17 protein-coding genes and 1 pseudogene are annotated in these 23,092 nt (G+C 75.0%); 6 read left to right on the top strand and 12 right to left on the bottom strand.

Annotated elements, in window-relative coordinates:
- Positions 1 to 43 precede the first annotated feature (43 nt).
- The 3 genes from ACWENR_RS19800 to ACWENR_RS19790 form a co-directional block, all read right to left on the bottom strand.
- Entirely contained in the window at positions 44 to 1,210 is a 1,167-nt protein-coding gene (locus ACWENR_RS19800) for a CU044_5270 family protein (RefSeq protein ID WP_452278447.1), read from the bottom strand.
- Between the two features lie 11 nt (positions 1,211 to 1,221).
- Complete coding sequence (locus ACWENR_RS19795; RefSeq protein WP_452278446.1) at positions 1,222 to 1,767, bottom strand: RNA polymerase sigma factor; 546 nt, start codon at positions 1,765 to 1,767, stop codon at positions 1,222 to 1,224.
- Positions 1,768 to 1,875: 108 nt separating this feature from the next.
- Positions 1,876 to 2,868, bottom strand: a complete 993-nt coding sequence (locus tag ACWENR_RS19790; protein ID WP_452278445.1) for an ArsR/SmtB family transcription factor — start codon at positions 2,866 to 2,868, stop codon at positions 1,876 to 1,878.
- Between the two features lie 96 nt (positions 2,869 to 2,964).
- Between ACWENR_RS19790 and ACWENR_RS19785 the strand changes: the two genes are divergently transcribed.
- A complete protein-coding gene (locus tag ACWENR_RS19785) occupies positions 2,965 to 3,867 on the top strand; it encodes an alpha/beta hydrolase family esterase (RefSeq protein ID WP_452278444.1) in 903 nt (300 codons plus the stop codon).
- A gap of 85 nt (positions 3,868 to 3,952) precedes the next feature.
- Here the strand turns inward: ACWENR_RS19785 and ACWENR_RS19780 are convergent, their stop codons facing one another.
- The 4 genes from ACWENR_RS19780 to eno form a co-directional block, all read right to left on the bottom strand.
- On the bottom strand, positions 3,953 to 4,468 hold the full coding sequence (locus ACWENR_RS19780) for an amino-acid N-acetyltransferase (RefSeq protein WP_452278443.1): 516 nt from the start codon (positions 4,466 to 4,468) through the stop codon (positions 3,953 to 3,955).
- Between the two features lie 65 nt (positions 4,469 to 4,533).
- On the bottom strand, positions 4,534 to 5,091 hold the full coding sequence (locus ACWENR_RS19775; RefSeq protein WP_452278442.1) for a DUF501 domain-containing protein: 558 nt from the start codon (positions 5,089 to 5,091) through the stop codon (positions 4,534 to 4,536).
- Between the two features lie 34 nt (positions 5,092 to 5,125).
- Positions 5,126 to 5,767, bottom strand: coding sequence for an FtsB family cell division protein (locus ACWENR_RS19770; RefSeq protein WP_452278448.1), 642 nt, complete (start codon positions 5,765 to 5,767; stop codon positions 5,126 to 5,128).
- 32 nt (positions 5,768 to 5,799) lie between these two features.
- A complete protein-coding gene (eno, locus tag ACWENR_RS19765; protein ID WP_452278441.1) occupies positions 5,800 to 7,083 on the bottom strand; it encodes a phosphopyruvate hydratase in 1,284 nt (427 codons plus the stop codon).
- Positions 7,084 to 7,316: 233 nt separating this feature from the next.
- Here eno and ACWENR_RS19760 point away from each other — a divergent pair, with 233 nt between their 5' ends.
- Positions 7,317 to 8,009, top strand: coding sequence for a hypothetical protein (locus ACWENR_RS19760; protein ID WP_452278440.1), 693 nt, complete (start codon positions 7,317 to 7,319; stop codon positions 8,007 to 8,009).
- Positions 8,006 to 8,917 carry an NAD(+) diphosphatase gene (locus ACWENR_RS19755; protein WP_452278439.1) on the top strand — a complete coding sequence of 304 codons (912 nt, stop codon included), beginning with the start codon at positions 8,006 to 8,008 and terminating at the stop codon, positions 8,915 to 8,917. Before ACWENR_RS19760 ends, ACWENR_RS19755 begins: the two co-directional genes overlap by 4 nt.
- 40 nt (positions 8,918 to 8,957) lie before the next feature.
- Here ACWENR_RS19755 and ACWENR_RS19750 read toward each other — a convergent pair whose 3' ends face one another.
- The 4 genes and pseudogenes from ACWENR_RS19750 to mfd all read right to left on the bottom strand — a co-directional run.
- On the bottom strand, positions 8,958 to 10,577 hold the full coding sequence (locus tag ACWENR_RS19750; protein WP_452278438.1) for a DUF885 domain-containing protein: 1,620 nt from the start codon (positions 10,575 to 10,577) through the stop codon (positions 8,958 to 8,960).
- A gap of 22 nt (positions 10,578 to 10,599) precedes the next feature.
- Positions 10,600 to 11,571, bottom strand: a complete 972-nt coding sequence (locus ACWENR_RS19745; protein ID WP_452278437.1) for a nucleoside triphosphate pyrophosphohydrolase — start codon at positions 11,569 to 11,571, stop codon at positions 10,600 to 10,602.
- Positions 11,572 to 11,573: 2 nt separating this feature from the next.
- Positions 11,574 to 12,347, bottom strand: a complete 774-nt coding sequence (locus ACWENR_RS19740; RefSeq protein ID WP_452278436.1) for a hypothetical protein — start codon at positions 12,345 to 12,347, stop codon at positions 11,574 to 11,576.
- Between the two features lie 141 nt (positions 12,348 to 12,488).
- Positions 12,489 to 15,977, bottom strand: a pseudogene (gene mfd, locus ACWENR_RS19735) (transcription-repair coupling factor); the annotation flags it as partial.
- Positions 15,978 to 16,624: 647 nt separating this feature from the next.
- Between mfd and ACWENR_RS19730 the strand changes: the two are divergent.
- A complete protein-coding gene (locus tag ACWENR_RS19730; protein ID WP_452278435.1) occupies positions 16,625 to 17,632 on the top strand; it encodes a cyclase family protein in 1,008 nt (335 codons plus the stop codon).
- Positions 17,633 to 17,820: 188 nt separating this feature from the next.
- On the opposite strand, the gene ACWENR_RS19725 is transcribed toward ACWENR_RS19730, so the two are convergent.
- A complete protein-coding gene (locus tag ACWENR_RS19725) occupies positions 17,821 to 18,861 on the bottom strand; it encodes a S66 family peptidase (protein WP_452278434.1) in 1,041 nt (346 codons plus the stop codon).
- An 82-nt stretch (positions 18,862 to 18,943) separates the two neighbouring features.
- On the opposite strand from ACWENR_RS19725, the gene ACWENR_RS19720 reads away from it, so the two are divergent.
- Both ACWENR_RS19720 and ppc read left to right on the top strand, forming a co-directional pair.
- A complete protein-coding gene (locus tag ACWENR_RS19720) occupies positions 18,944 to 19,966 on the top strand; it encodes a hypothetical protein (RefSeq protein ID WP_452278433.1) in 1,023 nt (340 codons plus the stop codon).
- Positions 19,967 to 20,158: 192 nt separating this feature from the next.
- Entirely contained in the window at positions 20,159 to 22,945 is a 2,787-nt protein-coding gene (ppc, locus tag ACWENR_RS19715) for a phosphoenolpyruvate carboxylase (RefSeq protein WP_452278432.1), read from the top strand.
- Positions 22,946 to 23,092 lie beyond the last annotated feature (147 nt).

Here is a 23,092-nt window from a genome sequence, read left to right as displayed (position 1 = left end):
CCGCCCCCGAGCGCGGCCGGCCGTCGCTGTACGACGGGTGCCGCTACCGCTGCGGCAGGGCCGGCACCCGTGGCGCGGCGTCGGACCACTCCGCGGTCAGCACCAGGGTGCTGCTCTCCTTGCCGCCGTACGCCGGCGCGCCCTTCGGGGTGGACACGATCCTGCTCGCGAGCAGCCGGTGGGTCGCCGTGTCGACGATCAGCCACTCGGTCTCGGCGCCGCTGCGGAACTCCACGCCCTGGCCGGAGCGGCCACGCTCGTCCTGGACGGTGCCGAGGCCGCGCACGCCGGGGATGTCGGCGAGGACCCGGAACGCCGCGGCGCGCACCTTCGGCGGGGCCGGCGTGTCGAGCAGCAGCCGGCTCAGGAAGCCGAAGAGCAGGCGGTCACTCAGGGCGCTGCCGGGGGCGGGGTTCCCCATGTCCTTGTCGGCCCGGATCCGGTCGGTCACCCAGCCGCGCAGCGCTCCCGGCTCGGCCGGCAGTTGCCGGACCTGCTCCAGGGTGAGCTCCCCGAGGTCCTCCAGGTAGCGGGGCGGCTCGGGGTCCCGGGAGAGGTCGCCCTTGCCCGGCCGGGTCGACAGGACCAGCTTCGACGGGCCGTCGACGTCCAGGCGCCAGGTGGTCGGGGAACCGGCCGCGCGCCAGGCCCGCTCGTCCTCGGCGGCGCGCGGCCGTGCCCCGAGATCCCGGAACCCGGTCCAGCTCGCGTCGCGCGGCTCACGGGCGTCCCAGCTCTCGTTCACGCTGCTGCGCAGCAGCGAGTACGCGTCGGCGCCGGTGCCGACCCGCGTCGGGCCGTACACGTCGACCGTCTTGACGTGCCAGTACCTGCCGGTCTCGGCGGGCGCCTGCTCCGCCCGGCCGGCCGCGGCGAGCAGGATGTCGCGCGCCGTCAGCGTCGTGCCCGCGCCGGCGCTGTGCGTCGCTCCCGGCTGCGCGCCGGCCACCGGCGGGACGTCCCGCCCCGCGTCCTGCGGCGCCGCGACGATCGACACCGCCAGCACCCCGGCCGCGGCGGCCCCGGCGAGCCCGGTGGCGAGGAAGGACCAGCGCAGCGCCGGCCTGGACGCCCTGGCCGGGCCGACTTCGGCGGGCTCGCCGGCCGAGGCGGCCGTGACGACCCCGTCCAGTGCCCGCCGCCCCGCCTCGCTGCGCGCCCACCCCGTCGAGTCCGGCCGCCCCCGGCGCACCAATTCGTCGATGTTCATCGTGCTCCCCTTCACGCTGCCACTGGCTTGTGGATGGCCGACGTGGCCTCGTACTCGTTCTTGACGACCCGCTCGTAGGCGGCGCGGAACCGGCTGCGGGCCCGGTGCAGCCGGACCGCGTAGGTGGGCCGGGAGATGCCGAGCACCCGCGCCGCCTGCGCCGCCGTCAGGTCGAACCAGGCGGCCGTGACCAGCACCTCGCGGTCCCGCGTGCCGAGGGCGTCCAGCGCCTGCCGCACCTGGTCGCGGAGCGCGACGTCGTCGGCGAGCCGGTCCGGCCCGGCCTCCGTGACGTTGGCGGCGGCCATCCGCTCGTCCAGCGCGGTGGCGGCGGCATCCTGCCGGCGACGGGCCAGCACCAGCCGGCGCGCCACCCCGAACAACCAGGCCCGCTCCTCGCCCACCCGCACCTTGTCGAGGGACCGCCAGGCCACCAGGAACACCTCGCCCACCACGTCCGCGGCATCCTGCCTGCCGACCCGCCAGGTCGCGTACGCATGGATGTCGTCGGCATGTCGGCGGAACAGCTCGCTCACCCGCTCTTCACGGCCTTGCATGTCACCTCCGCAGATCGCCCTGTCGCGGGTACTTGTCGACGTCGACGCCACGGATTACAGGGACGGCGCGGAAATTCCGGAGCCCGCGCGCGACGCGCGGCGGCGAGGTCAGCCGTGGCCGGCCGGCGGGACGTCGCCCCCGCCGAGCAGCCCGGCGCCGAGCGGCGTCAACCGGTGCAGCACCGCCCCGCCGGCCCGGACGCTGCTGACCAGGCCGGCGGCCCGCAACGCCCCCGCGTGCTCGGACGCGGAGGAGAGGCTGATCCCGAGGGCCCGGCCGAGGCTGGTGGTGGTGTGCCGGCCCGGCTCGGCGAGCCGGCGCAGCACCGCCGCCCGGGTCGTTCCGAGCAGCCCGCCGAGCGGGTCGGCGGCGCTCGTGGTCACCCGCCGGGGCATCGGCGCGGGATACACCACCAGCACGGGCCGGTCCGGCTCCACCAGCACCCGGGGATGCGGACCGGCCAGCGGCGACGGCAACAGGATGAGGCCGTGGCCCGTACCGGAGACCGTGGCGCTCCACCAGGTCCGCACCGTCAGCGTCGGCGTCTCCCACCGGATCGCGGGGTGCAGCGCGTTCAGCAGGCCGTCCAGCCCGTGCGTGGCGAGGTGCCCGGTCGCCTCCGCCACCTGGTGCCGGTGGGCGTCCGCCAGTTCGGCCCAGTGCGGCCCGAGCACGCCGTCGTGCCACGTGCCCAGCGCCCGCCCGAACAGCCCCATGGCCTCGGCGTCCGCCTCGGCGAACCGCCGGCGCAACGGCGACACCGCCAGGTCCGCGTACGCGGCGGCGACCTCGGCCCGGATGCGCCGGGCCGGGGTCGCCCGGATCGCGTCGAGACCGGCGGCCACCGACTCCAGCCCGTCGAAGGGGGTGAGGAAGTCCGGGAGGCGCCCGCGTGCGGGAAGCAGGTGCCGCAGCACGGCGGCGGCGGCCCGGACGCGGCCCACCGCCGCCGCCGCGCCCGCCGCCGGGCCCGGCACCGCCGGCGCGGTGTTCGGGTCGTGCAACGCCTGACAGGCCAGCAGGGCCGTCCCGACGGGGTGCAGGCGGTCGGCGAAGCGGACCCGGCACAGGTCCGCCGGCCCGAGGCGGAGGCGGAGCATGCCAGCAGACTGCCTGCCTTCGCCCAGGACCGAAAGGGTTGACCCACCGCCGGCTCGGATTCCAGTGTGGACCCGGGGTCACGGAGGGGGCGGGGCGTGCGACGGACGGTGGCGGTGCTGACGGGGCTGATGCTCGCCGCCGTCGCGGCGGCGTGCGGCGACGGGCACCGGGAGCGGCCCGGCGCGGCGCCCGTCCCGTCGCCTTCGGGGGCCGTCGAGCGCCCCGCCGCCGGCGACCACCGGCTGAGCCTGCCGCACGGCGGGGCCGACCGGAGCTACCTGCTGCACGCTCCGCCCGGCTACGACCCGGCCCGGCCCACCGCTCTGGTGATCGCCCTGCACTTCTATCCCGGCAGCGGCGAGGGCCTGCGCGAGACGACCGGGCTGGACGCGGTCGCCGACCGGGAGAACTTCCTCGTCGCCTACCCCGACGGGCGCGACGGCGGCTTCAACGCGCTGATCTGCTGCGGGTCCGCCGACGACGTCGGGTTCCTCGGGGCCCTCACGGAGCACCTGGTGCGTACGTGGCGGGCCGACCCGGACCGGATCTACCTCACGGGGATCTCCAACGGCGGGGACATGAGCTTCCGGGCCGCCGTCGAGCTCGACGGGACCTTCGCGGCGATCGGCGTGGTCAGCGGCGGCTACAGCGGCCCCCGTACCGTCCCGGACGACTACGTGCCCGAGCGGCCGGTGTCGGTGGTCACGTTCATCGGCGGGCAGGACCGCTACGCCGAGGTCTTCACCTCCGGCATCCGGACCTGGCAGCGGCGGCTCGGTTGCCGGCCGGCGGCCGGGGCCCCGCGGGCGGGCGCGGCGGGCGTCACCCGCACCGACGCGCGGTGCGCCGACGGCAGCGACGTCACCGTCCACACCCTGCCGGACATGGGGCACTCGTGGCCCGGGGCGCGGGCCGGCCAACTCGCCGCGCCCGACGCGGGTCTCGCCGCGACCGAGCTGATCTGGGACTTCTTCGCCGCCCACCCGCGCCGCGCCTGACCGGCGGCAGGCCGCCCGCGCGCCGGGGCTCGACCACCGGGGCCGCGCCCGGCCCCGGACCGGCCGTGCGCTCCGGGCGCGGCAGTCAGAGACGCAGCAGCATCCGGGTGTTGCCGAGGGTGTTGGGCTTGACCCGCTCCAGGTCCAGGAACTCGGCGACACCCTCGTCGTAGGAGCGCAGCAGTTGCTCGTAGACCGGCTGCGGCACCGGCGCGCCGTCGATCTCGGTGAACCCGAACGAGCCGAAGAACCGCGTCTCGAAGGTGAGCACGAAGATCCGGGACACCCCCAGCTCGCGGGCGGCCTCGATCAGCTCCGCGACGATCCGGTGACCGAGCCTGCGGCCCCGGCACGACGGGTCCACCGCCACCGTCCGGATCTCGGCCAGGTCCTCCCACATCACGTGCAGCGCGCCGCAGCCGACCACCGCGCCGTCGTCCGCCCGGACCGCGACCCGGAACTCCTGCACGTCCTCGTAGAGGGTGACGGTGGCCTTGCTCAGCAGCCGCCGGTCGTCGGTGTAGGTGTCGACCAGCCGCCGGATGCCGCGCACGTCCGAGGTGCGGGCGCGCCGCACCACGACGTCGTCCGCGTCCGCCACGGGCCCGCCCGCGCCCGGCGTTGCCCCGCGCGCGCCCGGCACGCCCTCGTCCGCCCGCGCCATCGTCAGTCGGCCGCCGGCACGTCCACGCAGGGCCCGGCCGCCCACCACTTCTCCACCAGCGCCAGCGTCTCGTCGCCGAACGGGTTGACCCCCGGCCCGGCCCCCAGCGCGTGCCCGAGGTGCACGTGCAGGCACTTCACCCGGCCGGGCATCCCGCCGGCGGAGATGCCGGCGATCTCCGGGACCTCGCCGATCGCCTCCCGGCGGTCCAGGTAGTCCTCGTGCGCGGCACGGTAGCGGTCGGCCAGCTCCGGGTCGGCGGCCAGCCGGTCGGCCATCTCCCGCATCAGCCCGGCCGACTCCAGCCGGCTGCACGCCGCCGTGGCGCGGGGACAGGTCAGGTAGAACAACGTCGGGAAGGGCGTCCCGTCGGCCAGGCGCGGCGTCGTCTCCACCACGTCGGGCAGGCCGCAGGGACAGCGGTGGGCGACCGCCCGGGTGCCCCGGGGCGGGCGGCCGAGCTGCGCGGCCACCGCGGCCAGGTCGGCCTCCGTGGCCGGCTCGCGCTTCGGCGGGGGTACGGAGTCCGCCGCCGGCTCCTGCGGTGGTACGACTGTCACGGTGCCCATCTCTCGTTCGGTGCTCGGGTGGTGCTCACTTGTCGGTCTGCTCGCCGTTGGCGGCCCGCACGCTTGACCAGAGGGTGTCGTACCAGGGGTCGGGCTCGGCGGGCTTCCCGGGGTTCCCGGTCCGGCCCGCGTCCCGGGCGGCCCCCTCCGGGTCGGAGAGCACGACCAGCAGCGTCTCGTCGGGGCGGACCATGAAGAACCGCTCCCGGGCCTTCGTCTCGATGTACGCCCGGTCCTGCCACTTGGCGGCCTCGGCGGAGAGTTCCTCGATCGTCCTGCGTTGGGCCGCCTGGGCCGCCTCCATCCGCTCGATGTCGGCCTGCTGGTCGAGGTAGACCCGCACCGGGTAGGTGTAGGCCAGGGCGAGCGCGATCAGCACCGCGAAGAGCACGGTGGCCCGCCCGGTGAAGCCTCGGGAGTGGGGTGCGGTGAGCCGCTTGACCGTGCCGCCGGCCGCCGTACGACGGGCTGCGGCGGGCCGGTTCGCGGAGCGTACGCCCTCGGCTCCCCGGGCCGCCCCCGGCGCGCGGCCGGCGGTGGCGCGCGGCTCGGCGCGGACGCCGCCGTCGCGGACCGACGCCCGGGCGCCCCGGGCCCCGCCCGGCCGGCCGGAGTGACCCGGTCGGCGGGCGGGACGCTGGCCACCCGGTGTGCGGCGCTGCTGCATCGTCACACCCCTCCCCCGAGGCTCGGCGGGTCTCAGGCCGAACGGTAGCGCGGGAACGCGCCGGCCCCGGCGTACCGCGCCGCGTCGGCCAGCTCCTCCTCGATGCGCAGGAGCTGGTTGTACTTCGCGACCCGGTCCGAGCGGGCCGGGGCGCCGGTCTTGATCTGGCCGCAGCCGGTCGCCACCGCCAGGTCGGCGATCGTGGTGTCCTCGGTCTCGCCCGAGCGGTGGCTCATCATGCACTTGAAGCCGGCCCGGTGGGCCAGGTCCACCGCGTCCAGGGTCTCGGTCAGCGACCCGATCTGGTTGACCTTGACCAGCACCGCGTTGGCGGCCTTCTCGGCGATGCCGCGGGCGATCCGCTGCGGGTTGGTGACGAACAGGTCGTCGCCGACGATCTGGATGCGGTCGCCGACGGAGGCCGTCAGCGTCTGCCAGCCGGTCCAGTCGTCCTCCGACAGCGGGTCCTCGATCGACACGATCGGGTAGTCGCCGATGAGCTTGGTGTAGTAGTTGCTCATCTCCTCGGCGGTCTTCGCGGCGCCCTCGAAGGTGTAGGTGCCGTTGTCGAAGAACTCCGTGGCGGCCACGTCGAGCGCGAAGACGATGTCGGTGCCCAGCCGGTAGCCGGCCTTCTCGACCGCCTCGGCGATCAGGTCCAGGGCGGCGGCGTTGGTGGGCAGGTTCGGGGCGAAGCCGCCCTCGTCGCCCAGCCCGGTGGAGAGGTCCTTCTTCTTCAGCACCGACTTGAGCGCGTGGTAGACCTCCGCGCCGGAGCGCAGCGCCTCGCGGAAGCTGGGCGCGCCGATCGGCGCGATCATGAACTCCTGGATGTCGACGTTGGAGTCGGCGTGCGCCCCACCGTTGAGGATGTTCATCATCGGCACCGGGAGCAGGTGCGCGTTCGGGCCGCCCAGGTAGCGGAACAGGCTCAGCTCGGCGCTGCCGGCGGCGGCCTTGGCCACGGCCAGGGAGACGCCCAGGACGGCGTTCGCGCCCAGCTCGCCCTTGTTGTCCGAGCCGTCGATGTCGAGCATCTTCTGGTCGATCAGCCGCTGCTCGCTGGCCTCGTAGCCGACGAGCTCGTCGACGATCTTGTCCTCGATGTTCGAGACCGCCTTCTCGACACCCTTGCCCAGGTAGCGGTCCTTGTCACCGTCGCGCAGCTCGACCGCCTCGAAGGCGCCGGTGGAGGCGCCGGACGGCACCGCGGCGCGGGCGATCGTGCCGTCGTCGAGCCCGACCTCGACCTCGACGGTCGGGTTGCCCCGCGAGTCCAGGATCTCCCGCGCGACGATTCCCTCGATGGTTGCCACTGAGTCGCTCCTCGTTTTTGTGTTCCGGTCCGGTATGGGCCGCGACGGTGCGGCTGAGGCAGGTGTTGAACGCAGCGTATCGGGCCGCCGTCGGGCGCGGGCGGTGCGGTCGCATGCGGAACCGGCTCCGAGCCCGCCCTCCGGGGGCGCCACACACGGACATTCCCGGATTCTCGGGCCTCAACCGGCAACTGGTTTGCGCGCGGTTGACCCGATCGGCCACGCTGTTCCCCATGCCCGCCGCCTCGACCACTCTCCGCGTGCTCGCCGTGTCGGTCATCGCGTCGCTCACCGTCACCGGCTGTCAGACCCTGGACGACGCCGGCCGGGCCCTCGGGCGGTCCGACCTCGTCAACGACATGGCCGCCCGGCTCGACGGAGCGCTGGAGTTGACCTACTCCGCCGACTACCTGCTTCCCGGCGGGCAGGCCGCCACGATGGCCCAGGCGCAGGACCCGGCCCGCTCCGCCTACACCTGGCCCGGCGGCCGGCTCACCGTCACCCCGGAGGCCACCGCCCGCTGCGAGACCGCCGCCGGAAAGGCCACCTGCACGCTGGAGGCCCCGCCCGCGCCGAACGCGAAGCCCTCGGTGGCGCTGTTCACCGAGGCCAAGCGGCAGGGGCTGGTCACACCGCCGGTCGTGGTGGGGCTGCTGACCGCCGCCGCGCTGGACCCGGACGCCGTGATCGCCCAGAGCAGCACCACCCTCGCCGGCCACCACGCCAGCTGCGTCGACGTCGAGCAGGCCGCCGGCGACTTCACCGCCTGCGTGACCACCGACGGGGTGCTGGGCAGCTTCACCGGCCAGGTCGACGGCAGGCCGGTCGAGCTGGCGCTGACCCGCTACCGCGAGGCGGTCGACGGCGAGGCGTTCGAGCTGCCGGCCGGCGCCGGCGTGGTCGACCGCCGGCCCGCCACCTCGTGACCGACCGGCCGGGCGGCCACACCCCCGGAGCGGGGGCTGACACCCCGCCGACCCGCCGGCTCGTGTCCGCCGGCGGCTTCGTCCCCGGGGCCGGGGGCGGCACCCCGCCGGCCCCCACCGACCTGGCCCTGCCGGTGGCCGGGCGCAAGCTGCTGACCCGCGCCGACGGCGCCGTCCTGCGCGTCGCCGACCTGCCCGCCGGGACCGGCTGGGTGCCGCTGGGCACGCTGGACGGCGTACCGGCGTGGGCGACCGAGCCGGCCGAGCCGCAGGAGCTGCCGGGCCGCTGGCGCGGCTGGGCGGCACTCGCCGCCGAGGCGCCCGAGCCGCTCGCCGCGCTGGCCGGCCGGGCGCTGACCGTGGTCGCCTGGCGGCGTACCCACCGGTGGTGCGGGGCCTGCCGGGCCGAGCTGGCCGACGTGCCCGGCGAGTCGGCGCGGCGCTGCCCCGACTGCGAGCTGTACGTGCCGATGCGCCTCTCCGCCGCCGTGCTGGTGGCGATCACCCGGCCCGGCCCGGCCGGTCGCCCCGACGAGCTGCTGCTGGTGCGGCACTCGTACGGGCCGACGGCGCTGTGGGCGCTGGTCGCCGGCTTCGTCGAGGCCGGCGAGACGCTGGAGGCGGCGGCCCACCGCGAGGTCGGTGAGGAGGTCGGGCTGGCCCTGACCGGGCTGTCCTACTTCGGCAGCCAGCCCTGGGCGCTGTCCGGCCCGAACGTGCTGCTCACCGGCTTCACCGCCACCGCCGCCGACCCGGGCGCCGAGCCGGTGGTGGACGGGCGGGAGCTGACCGAGGCGCGCTGGTTCCCGCTCGACGGGCTGCCGGCGGAGCTGCCGCCCGGGTACTCCATCTCCCGGTGGCTGATCGACGCGACGGTGACCGGCGGGCGACGCCGCCCGAAGCCCTAGCGGGGCCGCCCTTCGCCGGCGGGCGGTGGGGTGCCCTGCCCTACACGCCGAGCAGCGTGCGCAGGTGGCGCGGGGGCGGGCAGTCGTGGGCGAGCATCGCGTCGTGCCAGTCGCGCACCGACACGTCGGCCGGGCGGGCGGCGGCGATCTCGGCGACCTCGCTGTAGCCGACGAAGTACGTCGACAGCTGGGTCGAGGTGAGCAGTGCGCGCCGCCACTTGCCGGCCGCCTCGCCCTCCTCCTGGAAGCCGCGCCCGGTCATCAGCGCCATCGCCTCGGCCTCCGGCAGCTCCTCGCAGTGGACGAGCTGGTCCAGCAGCGCGTTGATGGTCATCCGGAGCTGCATCTTGAGCTGCTGCAACCGCACCGGCAGGCCGCCGAAGCCGAGGCCGGCCATCAGCTCCTCCGCGTAGACCGCCCAGCCCTCGATGAACGGGCCGGACTCGGTCAGCGCCCGGACCCGGGTCGGGCCGACGTGCCGGCGGGCGTGGGCGAGCTGGAGGAAGTGCCCCGGCATCGCCTCGTGCACCGTCAGGTTGCGGATCATGTGGTCGTTGTACTCCCGGTAGAACGACTCGACCCGGTGTGCCGGCCAGTCCGCCGGGGTCGGCGCGATGCAGTAGAACGTCGGCACGTCCGCCGTCTCCAGCGGGCCGGGCGAGTCGCAGTAGGCGACCGCCACGCCCCGGGCGAACTCGGGCATCTCCTGGATCACGCAGGGGTCGTCGACCAGGGTGACCAGGTCGTGGGCGCGGACGAAGTCGGCGGCCTCGTCCAGGGTGACCGAGGCGAGGTCCACGATCGTGGCGTCGTCGGGATGCTCGGCGGCGAGCAGGTCCAGCGCGCGGCGTACGGTCTCGTCGTCGGCCGGGCCGCCGACCAGCTCGACGGCCGCCGCCCGGATCTCCTCGGTGACCCGCTCCAGGTTGGCCCAGGCCCGGCGCTGGATCTCGGCGGCACCCAGCTCCGTGTCGAGGGTGTGCCAGAGCCGCGCCTCCCAACGGCGGCGGCCCAGGCGCGGGTCTCGCCCCGGGCCGGCGTCGGCGGCCAGGCCCTGCCGCAGCCACGCGACGAACTCCTCCAGCGCCGCGATCGCCGCCGTGGCGGCCGGCTCGACCCGGTCGTGCAGGGCGGGCGCCTGCGCCAGCAGCGCCGGCACCTCGTCGCGCACCAGCGCCGCCGCGCCGGTGAACTGCCCGACGGCCGTCTCGGCGTGGACGCGCGGCATGTCGCGCAACGTCGCGCGGGCGGTCGCCAGCGCGTCCGGCACGGCGGCGAGCCGGCCGGCCAGGCTGGTCAGCCGCTCCTCGACCGGCGCGAACGGGCGGGCGGCCAGCGCGTGCAGCAGCGGCCCGGGGTTGTGCCGCAGCGGGTCCCACTCGTGCGCGCGGATCTCGCTCCACTCGAACAGCGCCCGGTCCACGAACGAGGTGAGCAGGGCGTGGTCGACCCGCTCCTCGACGCCCAGCGAATCCGGGTCGAGCTCGGCGAGCGCGTCCGCGGCCTCCCTCAGCATCGCCTGGTCGGCGGCGACGGCGGTGGCGGACAGGTCCGGCAGGCGGTCGTCGTAACGGTGGTCGCCGGTGGAGGTGGCAAGCCCCGGCCGGCTCTCCAGCAACGCGTCGACGATCCGCTCGGCGAGCGGCACAAACGATTCCACCCGCCGACCCTACCGGGTCGGCTCAGGCCTTTTCGGCCGCGCGGACGGCGTCCGCGTAGGCCAGGGCGGCGCGGCGCAGGGCCGCCTCCGGGTCCAGGCCCGCCTCGCGGGCCGCCGCGACCGTGCCGAGCAGGCTCGCGCCGAGCCGCGCCTCCGGGTCCACCTGGGACTCCGCCAGGGGCGGCGGTACGGCGAGACCGACCCGGCCGGCGCGCTCCAGGATCTTGGCGGCCAGCGCGAGGGCGGGCTGGCTCAGCGCGACGCCGTCCAGCACCGAGTCGCGCGCCTTCTCGGCCCGCTTGATCCGCTCCCAGCTGGCCTCGATCTCCTCCAGCGTGCCCGCCTCGGCGTCGGCGAAGACGTGCGGGTTGCGCCGGACCATCTTGTCGACCAGACCCCCGGCCACGTCGTCGACGGTCCACCGCCGCCCCTCGGGCAGCTCCTCGGCCAGCCGGGCGTGCAGCACCACCTGGAGCAGCACGTCGCCCAGCTCCTCGCGCAGCGCGTCGGTGTCCCCGGCGCTGATCGCGTCGTACGCCTCGTAGCACTCCTCCAGCAGGAAGCCCGCGAGGCTCCGGTGGGTCTGCGCCCGCTTCCACGGGTCGCCGCCGGGCGAGGCCAGCCGGTCCATCACCGCCACCGCGTCGAGCAGCCGGGCGCCCGGCGGGTCCCAGGAGCCGTACATCAGCTCCAGCTCCGCGAGGCCCGGCTCGCGGGCCAGCCGCAGGCCCAGCTCCCGGGCCAGCGACTCGTCGCCGGCCGGGCCGGCCAGCCACACCACGACGCCGTCCGCCGCCGCCGCGTCGAGCAGCGCCTGCGTCGCCGGGCCGTCGACCAGCCGCACCTGGGCGCCCGCCGTGCGCAGCGCCGTGGTCAGCTCGCTCTCCGCCCCCGCCAGCACGGGATGCCGGCGTACGACGTCCCACGCGGCGGCGGTCAGCAGCCCGGCCGGCAACCGGGGCGAGGTGACGAGCAGGACGATCCGCGCCGACATGCTCAGCTGTCGGCCGGCCCGGACGCCCCGGCCGGCTGCGGGGTCGAGACGTCGGTGACGGGGCCGTCCTCGTCGATGTACGGCAGCGAGTAGACGATCAGGGCCTGGCCGTTACCGACCAACGACGGCACCTCCAGCGGATTGAACCGCGGGTTGACCGAGAGGTCGGCGCGCTCGGCCTCCTCCTGCAGAGCCGCGCTGACCGCGGCGCCGCTGCGGACGAAGCCACCGTCGCCGAAGAGCCGCCGAACCTGGGCGACCTCCAGGCCGGAGTCGATCTGGCCGGTCTTCTCCAGCGCCCGGTAGACGGCCATCACCGAGTCGTCGCTCAGCTCGCCCGGCGGGAGCCGCTCCCCGAGCGCCTGGGAGATGTCGACCCACTCGCCCCACAGTTTCGCGTACTCGGCGGCGGCCGGCACCCGCAGCGGCTGCTGGAGATCCTCGGGGCCGACCTGGTCGCGCACGCTGATGCTCTTCGCGGCCGCGACGCGCTTGCCCAGGTCGATGCTGACCAGCAGGTTGACGACGTCCTGCCGGGTCACCGGCGCACGCAGCTGGTCCGGCGACGGGGTGGCGCCGGTCCGGGCGGCCTGCGCGCGGACCGCCTCGCCGAACGTCCGCTGGGCGTCGTCGTAGATCTCGTCCACCCGACTCATCGAGTAGGTGGTGTCACCGACGTAGACGGCGACGTCCGGCGCGGACCTGCCGCAGGCGGCGAGGGAGACGAGACCGAGGGCCGCGACGCTGGCGGCGGCGATCAGACGGCGAGCACGCATGTTCGCCACTCTCTCATGCCGAACCGGAGCCTGTGACGCCCCCCACCCGGCGCACGGCCCGGGCCGGAGCACCGCCCGCGACGACGAGGTGCGTGGCCGACGAGGGGGGGATCTGGTCGACGTGGCCGACGCGAGGGGGGGTCATCTGGTCGACGTGGCCGCGACGGCCGGCTCGCCCAGCACGTCGGAGAGGAGCTGGGCGCACCACTCCAGCAGGGCCTGGTCACGCAGCGGCTCGCCGCCGATCCGTCGGGTGCTCGGCCGGGGCACGCTGACCTGGTCGAGCGCGGCCTTGTAGACCGAGTCCGGGTGGTAGCGCTTGAGCCGCAGCTGCTTCGAGTCGGGCAGCGGCAGCGGGCCGAACCGGATGTGCTTGCCCTGCATGGAGACGTCGGTCAGGCCGTAGCGGCGGGCCAGCAGCCGGAACCGGGCCACCGCGACCAGGTTCTGCACCGGGGCGGGCGGCTCGCCGTAGCGGTCCGTCATCTCCGCCACCACCTCGCGCAGCCGCTCCTCGTCGCGCGCCTCGGCCAGCTTGCGGTACATCTCCAGGCGCAGCCGCTCCACGCCGACGTAGTCGTGCGGCAGGTGCGCGTCGACCGGCAGGTCGACCTTGACCTCGGTCTCCTCCTCCGGGCGCTCGCCCTTGAACGCGGAGACCGCCTCGCCGACCATCCGCACGTACAGGTCGAAGCCGACGCCCTCGATGTGGCCGGACTGCTCGCCGCCGAGCAGGTTGCCGGCGCCCCGGATCTCCAGGTCCTTCATCGCCACGTACATGCCGGCGCCCAGCTCGGTGTGCTGGGCGATGGTCGCCAGCCGCTCGTGGGCGTGCTCGGTCAGCGGCTTCTCGGGCGGGTAGAGGAAGTAGGCGTACGCCCGCTCCCGGCCCCGGCCGACCCGGCCCCGGATCTGGTGCAGCTGGGCCAGGCCCAGCAGGTCGGCGCGCTCCACGATCAGGGTGTTGGCGTTCGGGATGTCGATGCCGGACTCCACGATCGTGGTGCAGACCAGCACGTCGAACTCCTTCTCCCAGAAGCCGACCATGACCTTCTCCAGGGCCTCCTCGCTCATCTGGCCGTGCGCCACCGCCACCCGCGCCTCGGGCACCAGCTCGCGCAGCTTCCGGGCCGCCCTGTCGATCGACTCGACCCGGTTGTGCAGGTAGAAGACCTGCCCGTCGCGGAGCAGCTCGCGGTGGATGGAGGCGGCCACCTGCCGCTCGTCGTACGCCCCGACGAACGTCAGCACCGGGTGCCGCTCCTCGGGCGGGGTGGCGATGGTGGACATCTCCCGGATGCCGGTGATCGCCATCTCCAGGGTGCGCGGGATCGGCGTGGCCGACATGCTCAGCACGTCGACCGAGGCGCGCATGGTCTTCAAGTGCTCCTTGTGCTCGACGCCGAAGCGCTGCTCCTCGTCGACGATGACCAGGCCGAGCGACTTGAACCGGGTGGCCGCCTGGAGCAGCCGGTGGGTGCCGATGACGATGTCGGCCGTGCCCTCGGCCGCCATCGCCAGCGTCTGCTCGGCCTCCTTCGGCGTCTGGAAGCGGGACAGCTGCCTGATCGTCACCGGGAACTGGCTCATCCGCTCGGCGAACGTGTTGTAGTGCTGCTGCACCAGCAGGGTGGTGGGCACCAGCACCGCCACCTGCTTGCCGTCCTGCACCGCCTTGAACGCCGCCCGGACCGCGATCTCCGTCTTGCCGTAGCCGACGTCGCCGCAGATCAGCCGGTCCATCGGAACGGTCTGCTCCATGTCCCGCTTGACCTCTTCGATCGCGGCGAGCTGGTCGGGCGTCTCCTGCCAGGGGAAGGCGTCCTCCAGCTCCCGCTGCCACGGCGTGTCCGGGCCGAACAGGTGTCCCTTGGACGCCTTGCGGGCGGCGTAGAGCTGGATGAGCTGGGCGGCGATCTCCCGGACCGCCTTACGGGCCCGGGCCTTGGACTTCTGCCAGTCCGAGCCGCCCATCTTGTGCAGGGTGGGCTGCTCGCCGCCGACGTAGCGGGAGAGCTGGTCGAGCTGGTCGGTGGGGACGAAGAGCCGGTCGCCGGGCTGGCCGCGCTTGCTCGGCGCGTACTCGATGACGAGGTATTCCCGGGAGGCGCCGTTGACGGTGCGCTGCACCAGCTCGACGTAGCGGCCGATGCCGTGCTGCTCGTGCACGACGTGGTCGCCAGCCTTCAGCTCCAGCGGGTCGATGGTGTTGCGCCGCCGGCTCGGCATCTTGCGCATGTCGCGGGTGGAGGTGCCCCGGCCGCCGGTGACGTCGTTGCCGGTGAGCAGCACGAAGCGGGACGCCTCGTCGACGAAGCCGCTGCTCAGGTTGCCGCAGGTGACGAGCAGCTCGCCGGGGGCGGGCGCGGTCGGCACCTCCTCGGTCAGCCGCGCGCCGAGACCGGCGTCGCGGAGCACCTCGACCGCCCGCTGGGCGGGGCCGTGCCCCTCGAAGACCAACGCGATCGACCAGCCCTCGCCGGCCCAGCGCTTCAGGTCGTCGACCACCCGGGCGGTCTCGCCGTGGTAGAGCGGGGCCGGCTGCGCGGCCAGCGTCACCGCGATCGCGTCGTCGGGGGTGACGTCCACCTCGCCCGGCTCGTCCTCCCAGGGCTGCCGCTCCGGGGCGGCGGACTCCGCCCCGACCAGGCCGAACGGCGACAGCGTCCACCAGGGCCGGCCCAGCCTCGCGGCGGCGGCGCGTACCTCCGCCAGGGTCTTGAAGGCGGCGGCGCCGAGGTCGACCGGGGCCTGGCCGCCGACGGCCGCCGCGGCCCAGCTCGCCTGGAGGAACTCCTCGGAGGTACGCACCAGGTCGTGCGCGCGGGTGCGGATCCGCTCCGGGTCGCAGAGCAGCACGTGGGTGCCGGCCGGCATGCAATCCAGCAGCAGCTCCATCGAGTCGGCGCCGATCAGCGCCGGGGCGAGCGACTCCATGCCCTCCACCGGGATGCCCTCGGCCAGCTTGTCGAGGATCTCGGCCAGCTCCGGGTGCTCCTCGGCGAGGGCGGCGGCCCGCTTGCGCACCGAGGGGGTGAGCAGCAGCTCCCGGCACGGCGGCGCCCACAGCTGCGGCACCTGCTCGATGGTCCGCTGGTCGGCGACGGCGAAGGTGCGGATCTCCTCCACCTCGTCGCCCCAGAACTCGACCCGGGACGGATGCTCGTCGGTGGGCGGGAAGATGTCGAGGATGCCGCCGCGCACGGCGAACTCGCCCCGCTTGGTGACCAGGTCGACCCGCGCGTACGCCATGTCCGTGAGCCGGCGGGCCACGTCCTCCAGGTCGGCCTCCGCCCCGGCGGCAAGCTGCACGGGCTCCAGGTCGCCGAGCCCCTTGAGCTGCGGCTGGAGCAGCGACCGGACGGGCGCCACGACCACCCGCAGCGGGCCGGTGCGCCCGTGCGCGTCCGCCGACCCCGGATGGGCCAGCCGACGCAGCACGGCCAGCCGCCGGCCGACCGTGTCGGAGCGGGGCGACAGCCGCTCGTGCGGCAGCGTCTCCCAGGACGGGAAGACCGCCACCTGCTCCGGCGGGAGCAGGCTGCCCAGCGCGGCGGCCAGGTCGTCGGCCTCCCGGGTGGTGGCGGTGACGGCGAGCACCGGCCGACCCGCCCCGCCGGTCTGCCTGTCGCCGGCCCGCGTGTCGCCGCTCTGCGAGTCGCTGGTCTGCGCGTCGCCGGCCCGCTTGGCGCCGCTCCGCGTGCCGCCGGTCTGTGGGTCGCCGGCCTGCGTGCCGCCAGCCTGCGTGCCGCCGGTTCGCGTGTCGCCGGCCGGGTCGGCGGCGACCGCGGCGACCGCGAACGGGCGCAGCGCGGGCGGCGCGGTGATGTCGAGGCCGTCGACCTGTGCGGCACCGGAGCGCGCCAGGTCACGTGCCCGGGCCAGCCCGGGGTCGGCCAGGGCGGCGGAGAACAGACCGGTGAGCATGTCATCACTTCCAGGGGCACGCGTGGACGGGCACACGACAGATCCCCCTCGCCCGACCGGACGGGGGGTGCACGTCTGCCAGCCTATCCCCGCCGCCCGACACCCACCCCCTTCCCGCCCACCCCGTCCTTCCCACCCCGCCCTCCACTGCTCTTCGCGCGCCCATCGCCGTTCCTCGCCGTCCCTCGCCCCGGTGCCAAGATCGCGCAGTTTCCGGGAAGTAGTGGTCTCCGGCGCACTCCGAGGCCACTACTTCCCGGATGTAGCGCGATCTTGTGTCGGCCGCGTGTACGGCCGACGCCGCATACGGGGATCTTGACCAACCGGGGCGGCCATGATCGGGTTGTGGCATGACGCAGCAGTGGCGAGCGCAGTTCGATGCCGAGGTGAGCTTCGCCAACGGTGGCGGGCTGCGGACGGACGGGTTCCGGCTGGACATTCCCGGCCACACGATCACCGACGACGAGCTGGCGGCGCTGCTCGTCCGGCACCTCGGGCTGCTGATGGTCGCCGACGTCCGGATCAGCAACAAGACGCTCATCCAGGAACCGCACAAGGGCGGCCGTGGCCTGCCCACCTCGGCCGGCCCCACCGCCGCGACCAGCCCGGCCGCCGCCGGCGCCGTTGACACGGAAGGCGCCGCCGGAGCCGGAGGGACGGAAGGCGCCGCCGGCCCGCACGGTAGGGGCGGACGGCGACTGGTCGAGCTGAGCCACGTGATCACCGACGGGATGACCACCCTGCCCGGCTGGCCGGCCCCGCGGGTCACCGAGTGGCTGACCCGTGACGCCTCCCGCGCCAACTACGCCCCGGGCACCGAGTTCCAGGTCGCGCGGATCGACATGATCGCCAACACCGGCACGTACGTCGACACCCCCTCGCACCGCTACGCCGACGGCGCCGACCTCGCCGGCACGCCGCTGGAGCGCCTCGCCGACCTGCCCGGCATCGTGGTCCGGGTGCCGGCCGGCACCCGCGCGATCGACCGGCTGATGCTGGCGCCGTACGAGGTGGCCGGGCGAGCGGTGCTGCTGCACACCGGCTGGTCGGCGCACTTCGGCACCGACGGGTACGCCGCGCCGGAGGCGCCCTACCTCACGGGGGACGGCGCCCGGGCCCTCCTCGAGGCGGGTGCCGCCCTGGTCGGCATCGACTCGATCAACATCGACGACATGAGCCCGGCGTCCGCCGGCGAGCGTCCGGCCCACAGCACGCTGCTGGCCGCCGGCGTGCCGATCGTGGAGCACCTCACCGGCCTCGACGCGCTGCCCCCGGAGGGTTTCCGGTTCACCGCCGCCCCGCCGCAGGTGGCCGGCATGGGCACCTTCCCGGTCCGCGCCTTCGCCGTCGTCGGCTGACCGCCGCCAATCCGACCGCCGGCCGCGCCGCCCCTCCGCCGCCGCCAGGACACGCCGCGTCTGCCCGCCGCCACGCCGCCGGCCGACCGCCACCGCCTCGCGCAGGCAGGTCACCCGCTGGGGCACCGCCGCGCCCGACCGGCACCGCCGCCACGCCGCCGGCCCGACCGTCGTCCCGGGCGGGTTGCTCAGTAGCGCACCGAGATCCGCCGCTCGACCGCGTCCACCCGGACCTCACCGCCGTACGGGACGATGAGCTGCGGGTCGGTGTGGCCGAAGTCCACGTCGAAGACCAGCACCGCGTCCGGGTGGTAGGCGGCGAGCGCCCGGGTGATCGCCTCCCGCTGGGCCTCGGCGAACTCCCGCCGCTCCTCGATCGAGTGCTGCCGGTCGAAGTTCCACGCCTTCGCCCGGCCGACCAGCACCGCCTGGAACGCGGCGAGCAGCCCTCGCTCGCCCATGTTGCGCAACATCCGGAACACGTCGGCCGCCGAGGGCATCTCCTCCGACGTCTCGACGATCAGCACCGAGCCCGCCAGCGCCTCGGCCGACGGGACTCGGTCGGCGGCCATCAGCCAGTGCAGGATCTCCAGTTCGCCGCCCCAGGCGCGCCCCTCGATCGTGCGCCGCGGTCCCTGCCAGCGCCAGCCCTTCCCCGGCAGCATCTCCGGCTCGTGGGCCAGCGCCGCCGGGTCCCGCCAGTCGCCCGGCCGGTCGCCCCACTCCGGCGCGGGCGTCAGGTCGTACCAGCCGGAGGTGAAGAGGGCGGCGCGCAGCGAGTCGAACGTCAGCGGGTGCGGCCGGCCCGGCCGACCGAGGTGCACCAGCACCGATCCGCCGTGGTAGGCCACGATTCCCAGCCGGTGCAGGTGGTTGAGCAGGTTGGTGTTGTCGGAGTAGCCGAAGAACGGCTTCGGGTTGGCCCGCAGCACGGCGTCGTCCAGGTGCGGGGTGACCGTGATCTGGTCTTCCCCGCCGATCGTGGCGAGCACGGCGGTGATCGTCGGGTCGGCGAAGGCGGCGGTCAGGTCCCGCGCCCGGTCGCGCGGGTCGGCGTCCATCACCCGCGTCGTCGGATACTCCACCGGCTCCAGGCCGAACTCCTCGCGCAGCCGGCGCAGCCCCAGCTCGTACACGTGGGGGAAGATCGCGGGCAGTCCGGCGGAGGGTGAGACGACCGCGACTCGGTCGCCCGGCCGGGGCTTGGGGGGATAGCTCGGCGAGGTCATGATCGAACGCTATCGGGCCGGTCGAACGGTTTCCGCCGGATAACAGCGGCGAAAGCCGGGCAAACCGCCCTAGGCTGACGGCGTGGACGAGGAAGCGCGCAGCCGGCTGCGCACCGCGGGGCTGCTGCTGGGCACCCTGCTGCTCGCCACGGCGTTCATCGCCGCCTACGTCGGCGCGCTGCACCAGCCGACCCCGCGCGACGTGCCCGTCGGCGTCGTGCGGGGCGACCAGAAGGCCGAGGCCCTCCTCGGCGCGGTGCGGAACCAGACCGACCGGCTCAAGGCCGTCGGGTACGCCGACCCGGGCGCCGCCGACGACGGCCTCGCGACCCGCGAGGTGTACGCGGTGCTCAGCACCACGGCCGAGGGCGGACTGGCCCTGACCACGGCCAGCGCCGCCGCGCCCGCCGCGACCGACGTCGTCGTGCAGGTGCTCGGCGCCGCCGCCCGACAGGCGGAACTGCCGCTGCGGGTGACCGACGAGGTCCCGGTGGCCGACGCCGACCCGCGCGGGCTGGTCCCGTTCTACCTGGCCGTCGGGTACGTCCTCGGCGGCTATCTCGCCTCCACCGTCCTCGGGCTCGCGGGCGGCACCACGCCCCGGGGCCCGCGCCGCGCCGCGCTGCGGATCGCCGCGCTCGCCGCGTACAGCCTGGTGCTCGGGATCGTCGGCGCGGTGGTGGTCGGGCCGGTCCTCGGCGTCTGGGACCACGACCTGGTGGGCATCGCCGCCGCCGGGGCGCTGGCGGTGTTCGCGGCGGCGGCCGCCGCGGCCGCGGTGCAGGGCTGGCTCGGCCTGCTCGGCACCGGCCTGGTGATCCTGCTCCTGGTGGTGCTCGGCAACCCCGGCTCCGGCGGCATCTACGCGCCCGAGTTCCTGCCCGCCTGGCTGCGCGGCATGCACCGGTGGAACGTGCCGGGGCTCGCCACCGACCTGCTGAAGTCCGTCGTCTACTTCGACCGCCGGTCGATCGGCTGGGCGGTGACCGGGCTCGCCCTGTGGTGCGTCCTCGGCGCGGCCGGGCTGCTCACCGCCGGGATGTTCCGGGCCGGCCGGGCGGCGCCGGCCCACCGGTCGGGCCGGCCCGCGCAGGCGCCGGACTGAGCGGCCCGGGCCCGGCGCGCCGCGGAATGTCGACGCCGACCGGCTTGCCGGACAATTAGGATCTTTCGGCCGTAGGCTTACCGGGTGGGCGATCAGGAGGGGCGGGGGCCGTCGCACGCGCCCGGCCCTGGCGCGGATACCATCAGCCTCAACGGACAGCGCTGTCCTTCGTACGCACGTAAGGAGCGCACCGTGACCGACCAGCACGACCACGACGGCCCCGACGCCGCGCTGCGCGCCGACATCCGCCGCCTCGGCACCCTGCTCGGGCAGACCCTCGCCCGCCAGGAGGGCCGCCCGCTGCTCGACCTGGTCGAGGAGATCCGCGCGCTGGTGCGCTCCGACGCGCCCTCCGCGGCACAGCGCCTCGCCGGCCTCGACGTCACCACCGGCACCAAGCTGGCCCGCGCCTTCTCCACCTACTTCCACCTGGCCAACATCACCGAGCAGGTGCACCGGGGCCGGGACCTGCGCCGCCGCCGGGCGATCCAGGGCGGCTGGCTGGACCAGGCGGCCAAGATGATCGCCGAGCGCGGGGTGCCGGCCGAGGAGATCGCCGCCGCGGCCCGCCGGCTGGCGGTACGGCCCGTCTTCACCGCGCACCCGACCGAGGCGGCCCGCCGGTCGATCCTGTCGAAGCTGCGCGCGATCGCCGACGAACTGGACACCGAGACCGCCAACGCGATCCTCTACGGCGCCAGCGACGAGGGCCCGGCCAACCGCCGCCTCGCCGAACTGCTCGACCTGATGTGGCAGACCGACGAGCTGCGGCTCGACCGGCCGGACCCGACCGACGAGGCCCGCAACGCCATCTACTACCTGCGCGACCTGTACGCCGAGGCCGCCCCGCAGGTGCTCGACGACCTCGCCGACACGCTGCGCACCCTCGGCGTGGAGACCTCCCCCACCGCCCGGCCGCTGAGCTTCGGCACCTGGATCGGCGGCGACCGCGACGGCAACCCGTTCGTCACCCCGACCGTGACCCGCGAGGTGCTGACCATCCAGCACGAGCACGGCATCGCGGCCACCGAGCGGGCGATGGACCACCTGATCAACGAGGTGTCGGTGTCCCGGCGGCTGCGCGGCGTGTCGCTCGACCTCTCCGCCAGCCTCGCCGCCGACCTGGACGCGCTGCCCGAGGTGGCGCCCCGGTTCCGCCGGGTCAACGCCGAGGAGCCCTACCGGCTCAAGGCCCGCTGCGTGAAGGCGAAGCTGGCCAACACCCGGCAGCGGCTGCGGCAGGGCACCGCGCACGTGCCCGGCCGGGACTACCGCGGCTCGGCCGAGCTGATCTCCGACCTGGAGCTGCTGCGCGCCTCGCTGGCCCGCAACGCCGGCCAGCTCACCGCCGTGGGCCGGCTCGCCTCGACCATCCGTACGGTCTCCGCGTTCGGGCTGCACCTGGCGACCATGGACGTGCGGGAGCACGCCGAGGCGCACCACGCCGTGCTGGCCCAGCTCTACGCGGCCGTCGGCGAGGTCTCCGACTACCCGTCGCTGACCCGGCTGGAGCGTACGAAGCTGCTGGCCGACGAGCTGGCCGGCCGCCGGCCGCTCTCCACGCTCGACACCCCGCTGACCGAGGCGGCCCGCAAGACGTTCGACGTGTTCGGCACCATCCGCGAGGCCCAGGACCGGTTCGGCGCGGAGGTCATCGAGTCGTACATCATCTCGATGACCCTCGGGGTGGACGACGTGCTCGCGGCGGTGGTGCTGGCCCGCGAGGCCGGCCTGGTCGACGTGCACAGCGGCCGGGCCCGGATCGGCTTCGTGCCGCTGCTGGAGACCCCGGCCGAGCTGAACGCGGGCGGCGAACTCCTCGACGAGCTGCTGTCCCTGCCGGCGTACCGGGCGCTGGTGGCGGCGCGGGGCGACGTGCAGGAGGTGATGCTGGGCTACTCCGACTCCAACAAGGAGGCCGGCATCACCACCAGCCAGTGGTCGATCCACCGGGCCCAGCGCGCGCTGCGCGACGTGGCCGCCCGGCACGGCGTGCACCTGCGGCTCTTCCACGGCCGGGGCGGCACGGTGGGGCGCGGCGGCGGGCCGACGCACGAGGCGATCCTGGCCCAGCCGTACGGCACCCTGGACGGCGCCATCAAGGTGACCGAGCAGGGCGAGGTCATCTCCGACAAGTACTCGCTGCCGTCGCTGGCCCGGGAGAACCTGGAGCTGACCCTGGCCGCAGTGCTCCAGGCGACGCTGCTGCACACCGCGCCCCGGCAGCCCGCCGAGATGCTGGAGCGCTGGGACGCGACGATGGAGCTGGTCTCCGACTCGGCGTTCCGGTCGTACCGGTCGCTGGTGGAGGATCCGGACCTGCCCGCGTACTTCTGGGCGTCGACGCCGACGGAGCTGCTCGGCGCGCTGAACATCGGCTCGCGCCCGGCGAAGCGGCCGAACACCGGTGCCGGGCTCGCCGGGCTGCGCGCCATCCCGTGGGTGTTCGGCTGGACCCAGACCCGGCAGATCGTGCCCGGCTGGTTCGGGGTCGGCTCCGGCCTGGCCGCGGCCCGGGAGGCGGGGCTGCAGGACGTGCTGGCCGAGATGCACCGCAACTGGCACTTCTTCCGCACGTTCCTGTCCAACGTGGAGATGATGCTCACCAAGACCGACCTGAGCATCGCCCGCCGGTACGTCGAGACGCTGGTGCCGAAGAAGCTGCACCCGATCTTCCACAAGATCGAGCAGGAGTACGAGCTGACCCGGCGGGAGGTGCTGGCGGTGACCGGCTCCCCGGCGCTGCTGGACGGCTCGCCGGTGCTCCAGCGCACGCTGGCCGTCCGCGACACCTACCTGGAGCCGCTGCACCACCTCCAGGTGGCCCTGCTGCGCCAGTACCGGGAGTCCGGGGCGGCCGGTCGGGCGCTGGTCACCGCGCCGGGCGGCCGGCGGGCGCCGAACGACGGCACGGCGCTGGAGCGCGCCCTGCTGACCACGGTCAACGGCATCGCCGCCGGCATGCGCAACACCGGCTGAGGCGTCCGGCGGGGCGCCCGCGCCACCGATCACGTCCGGCGTGGGGCCCGCCGTCCGCGCCGACCGGCGGCTCACCGGTCGGCGCGGTCAGAAGTCGCCGCCCCCGAAGTCACCGCCGCCGAAGTCGCCGCCCCCGAAGTCACCGCC

This window comes from Micromonospora sp. NPDC004336, assembly GCF_053602615.1.
This window is presented reverse-complemented; position numbering and strand designations above follow the sequence as displayed.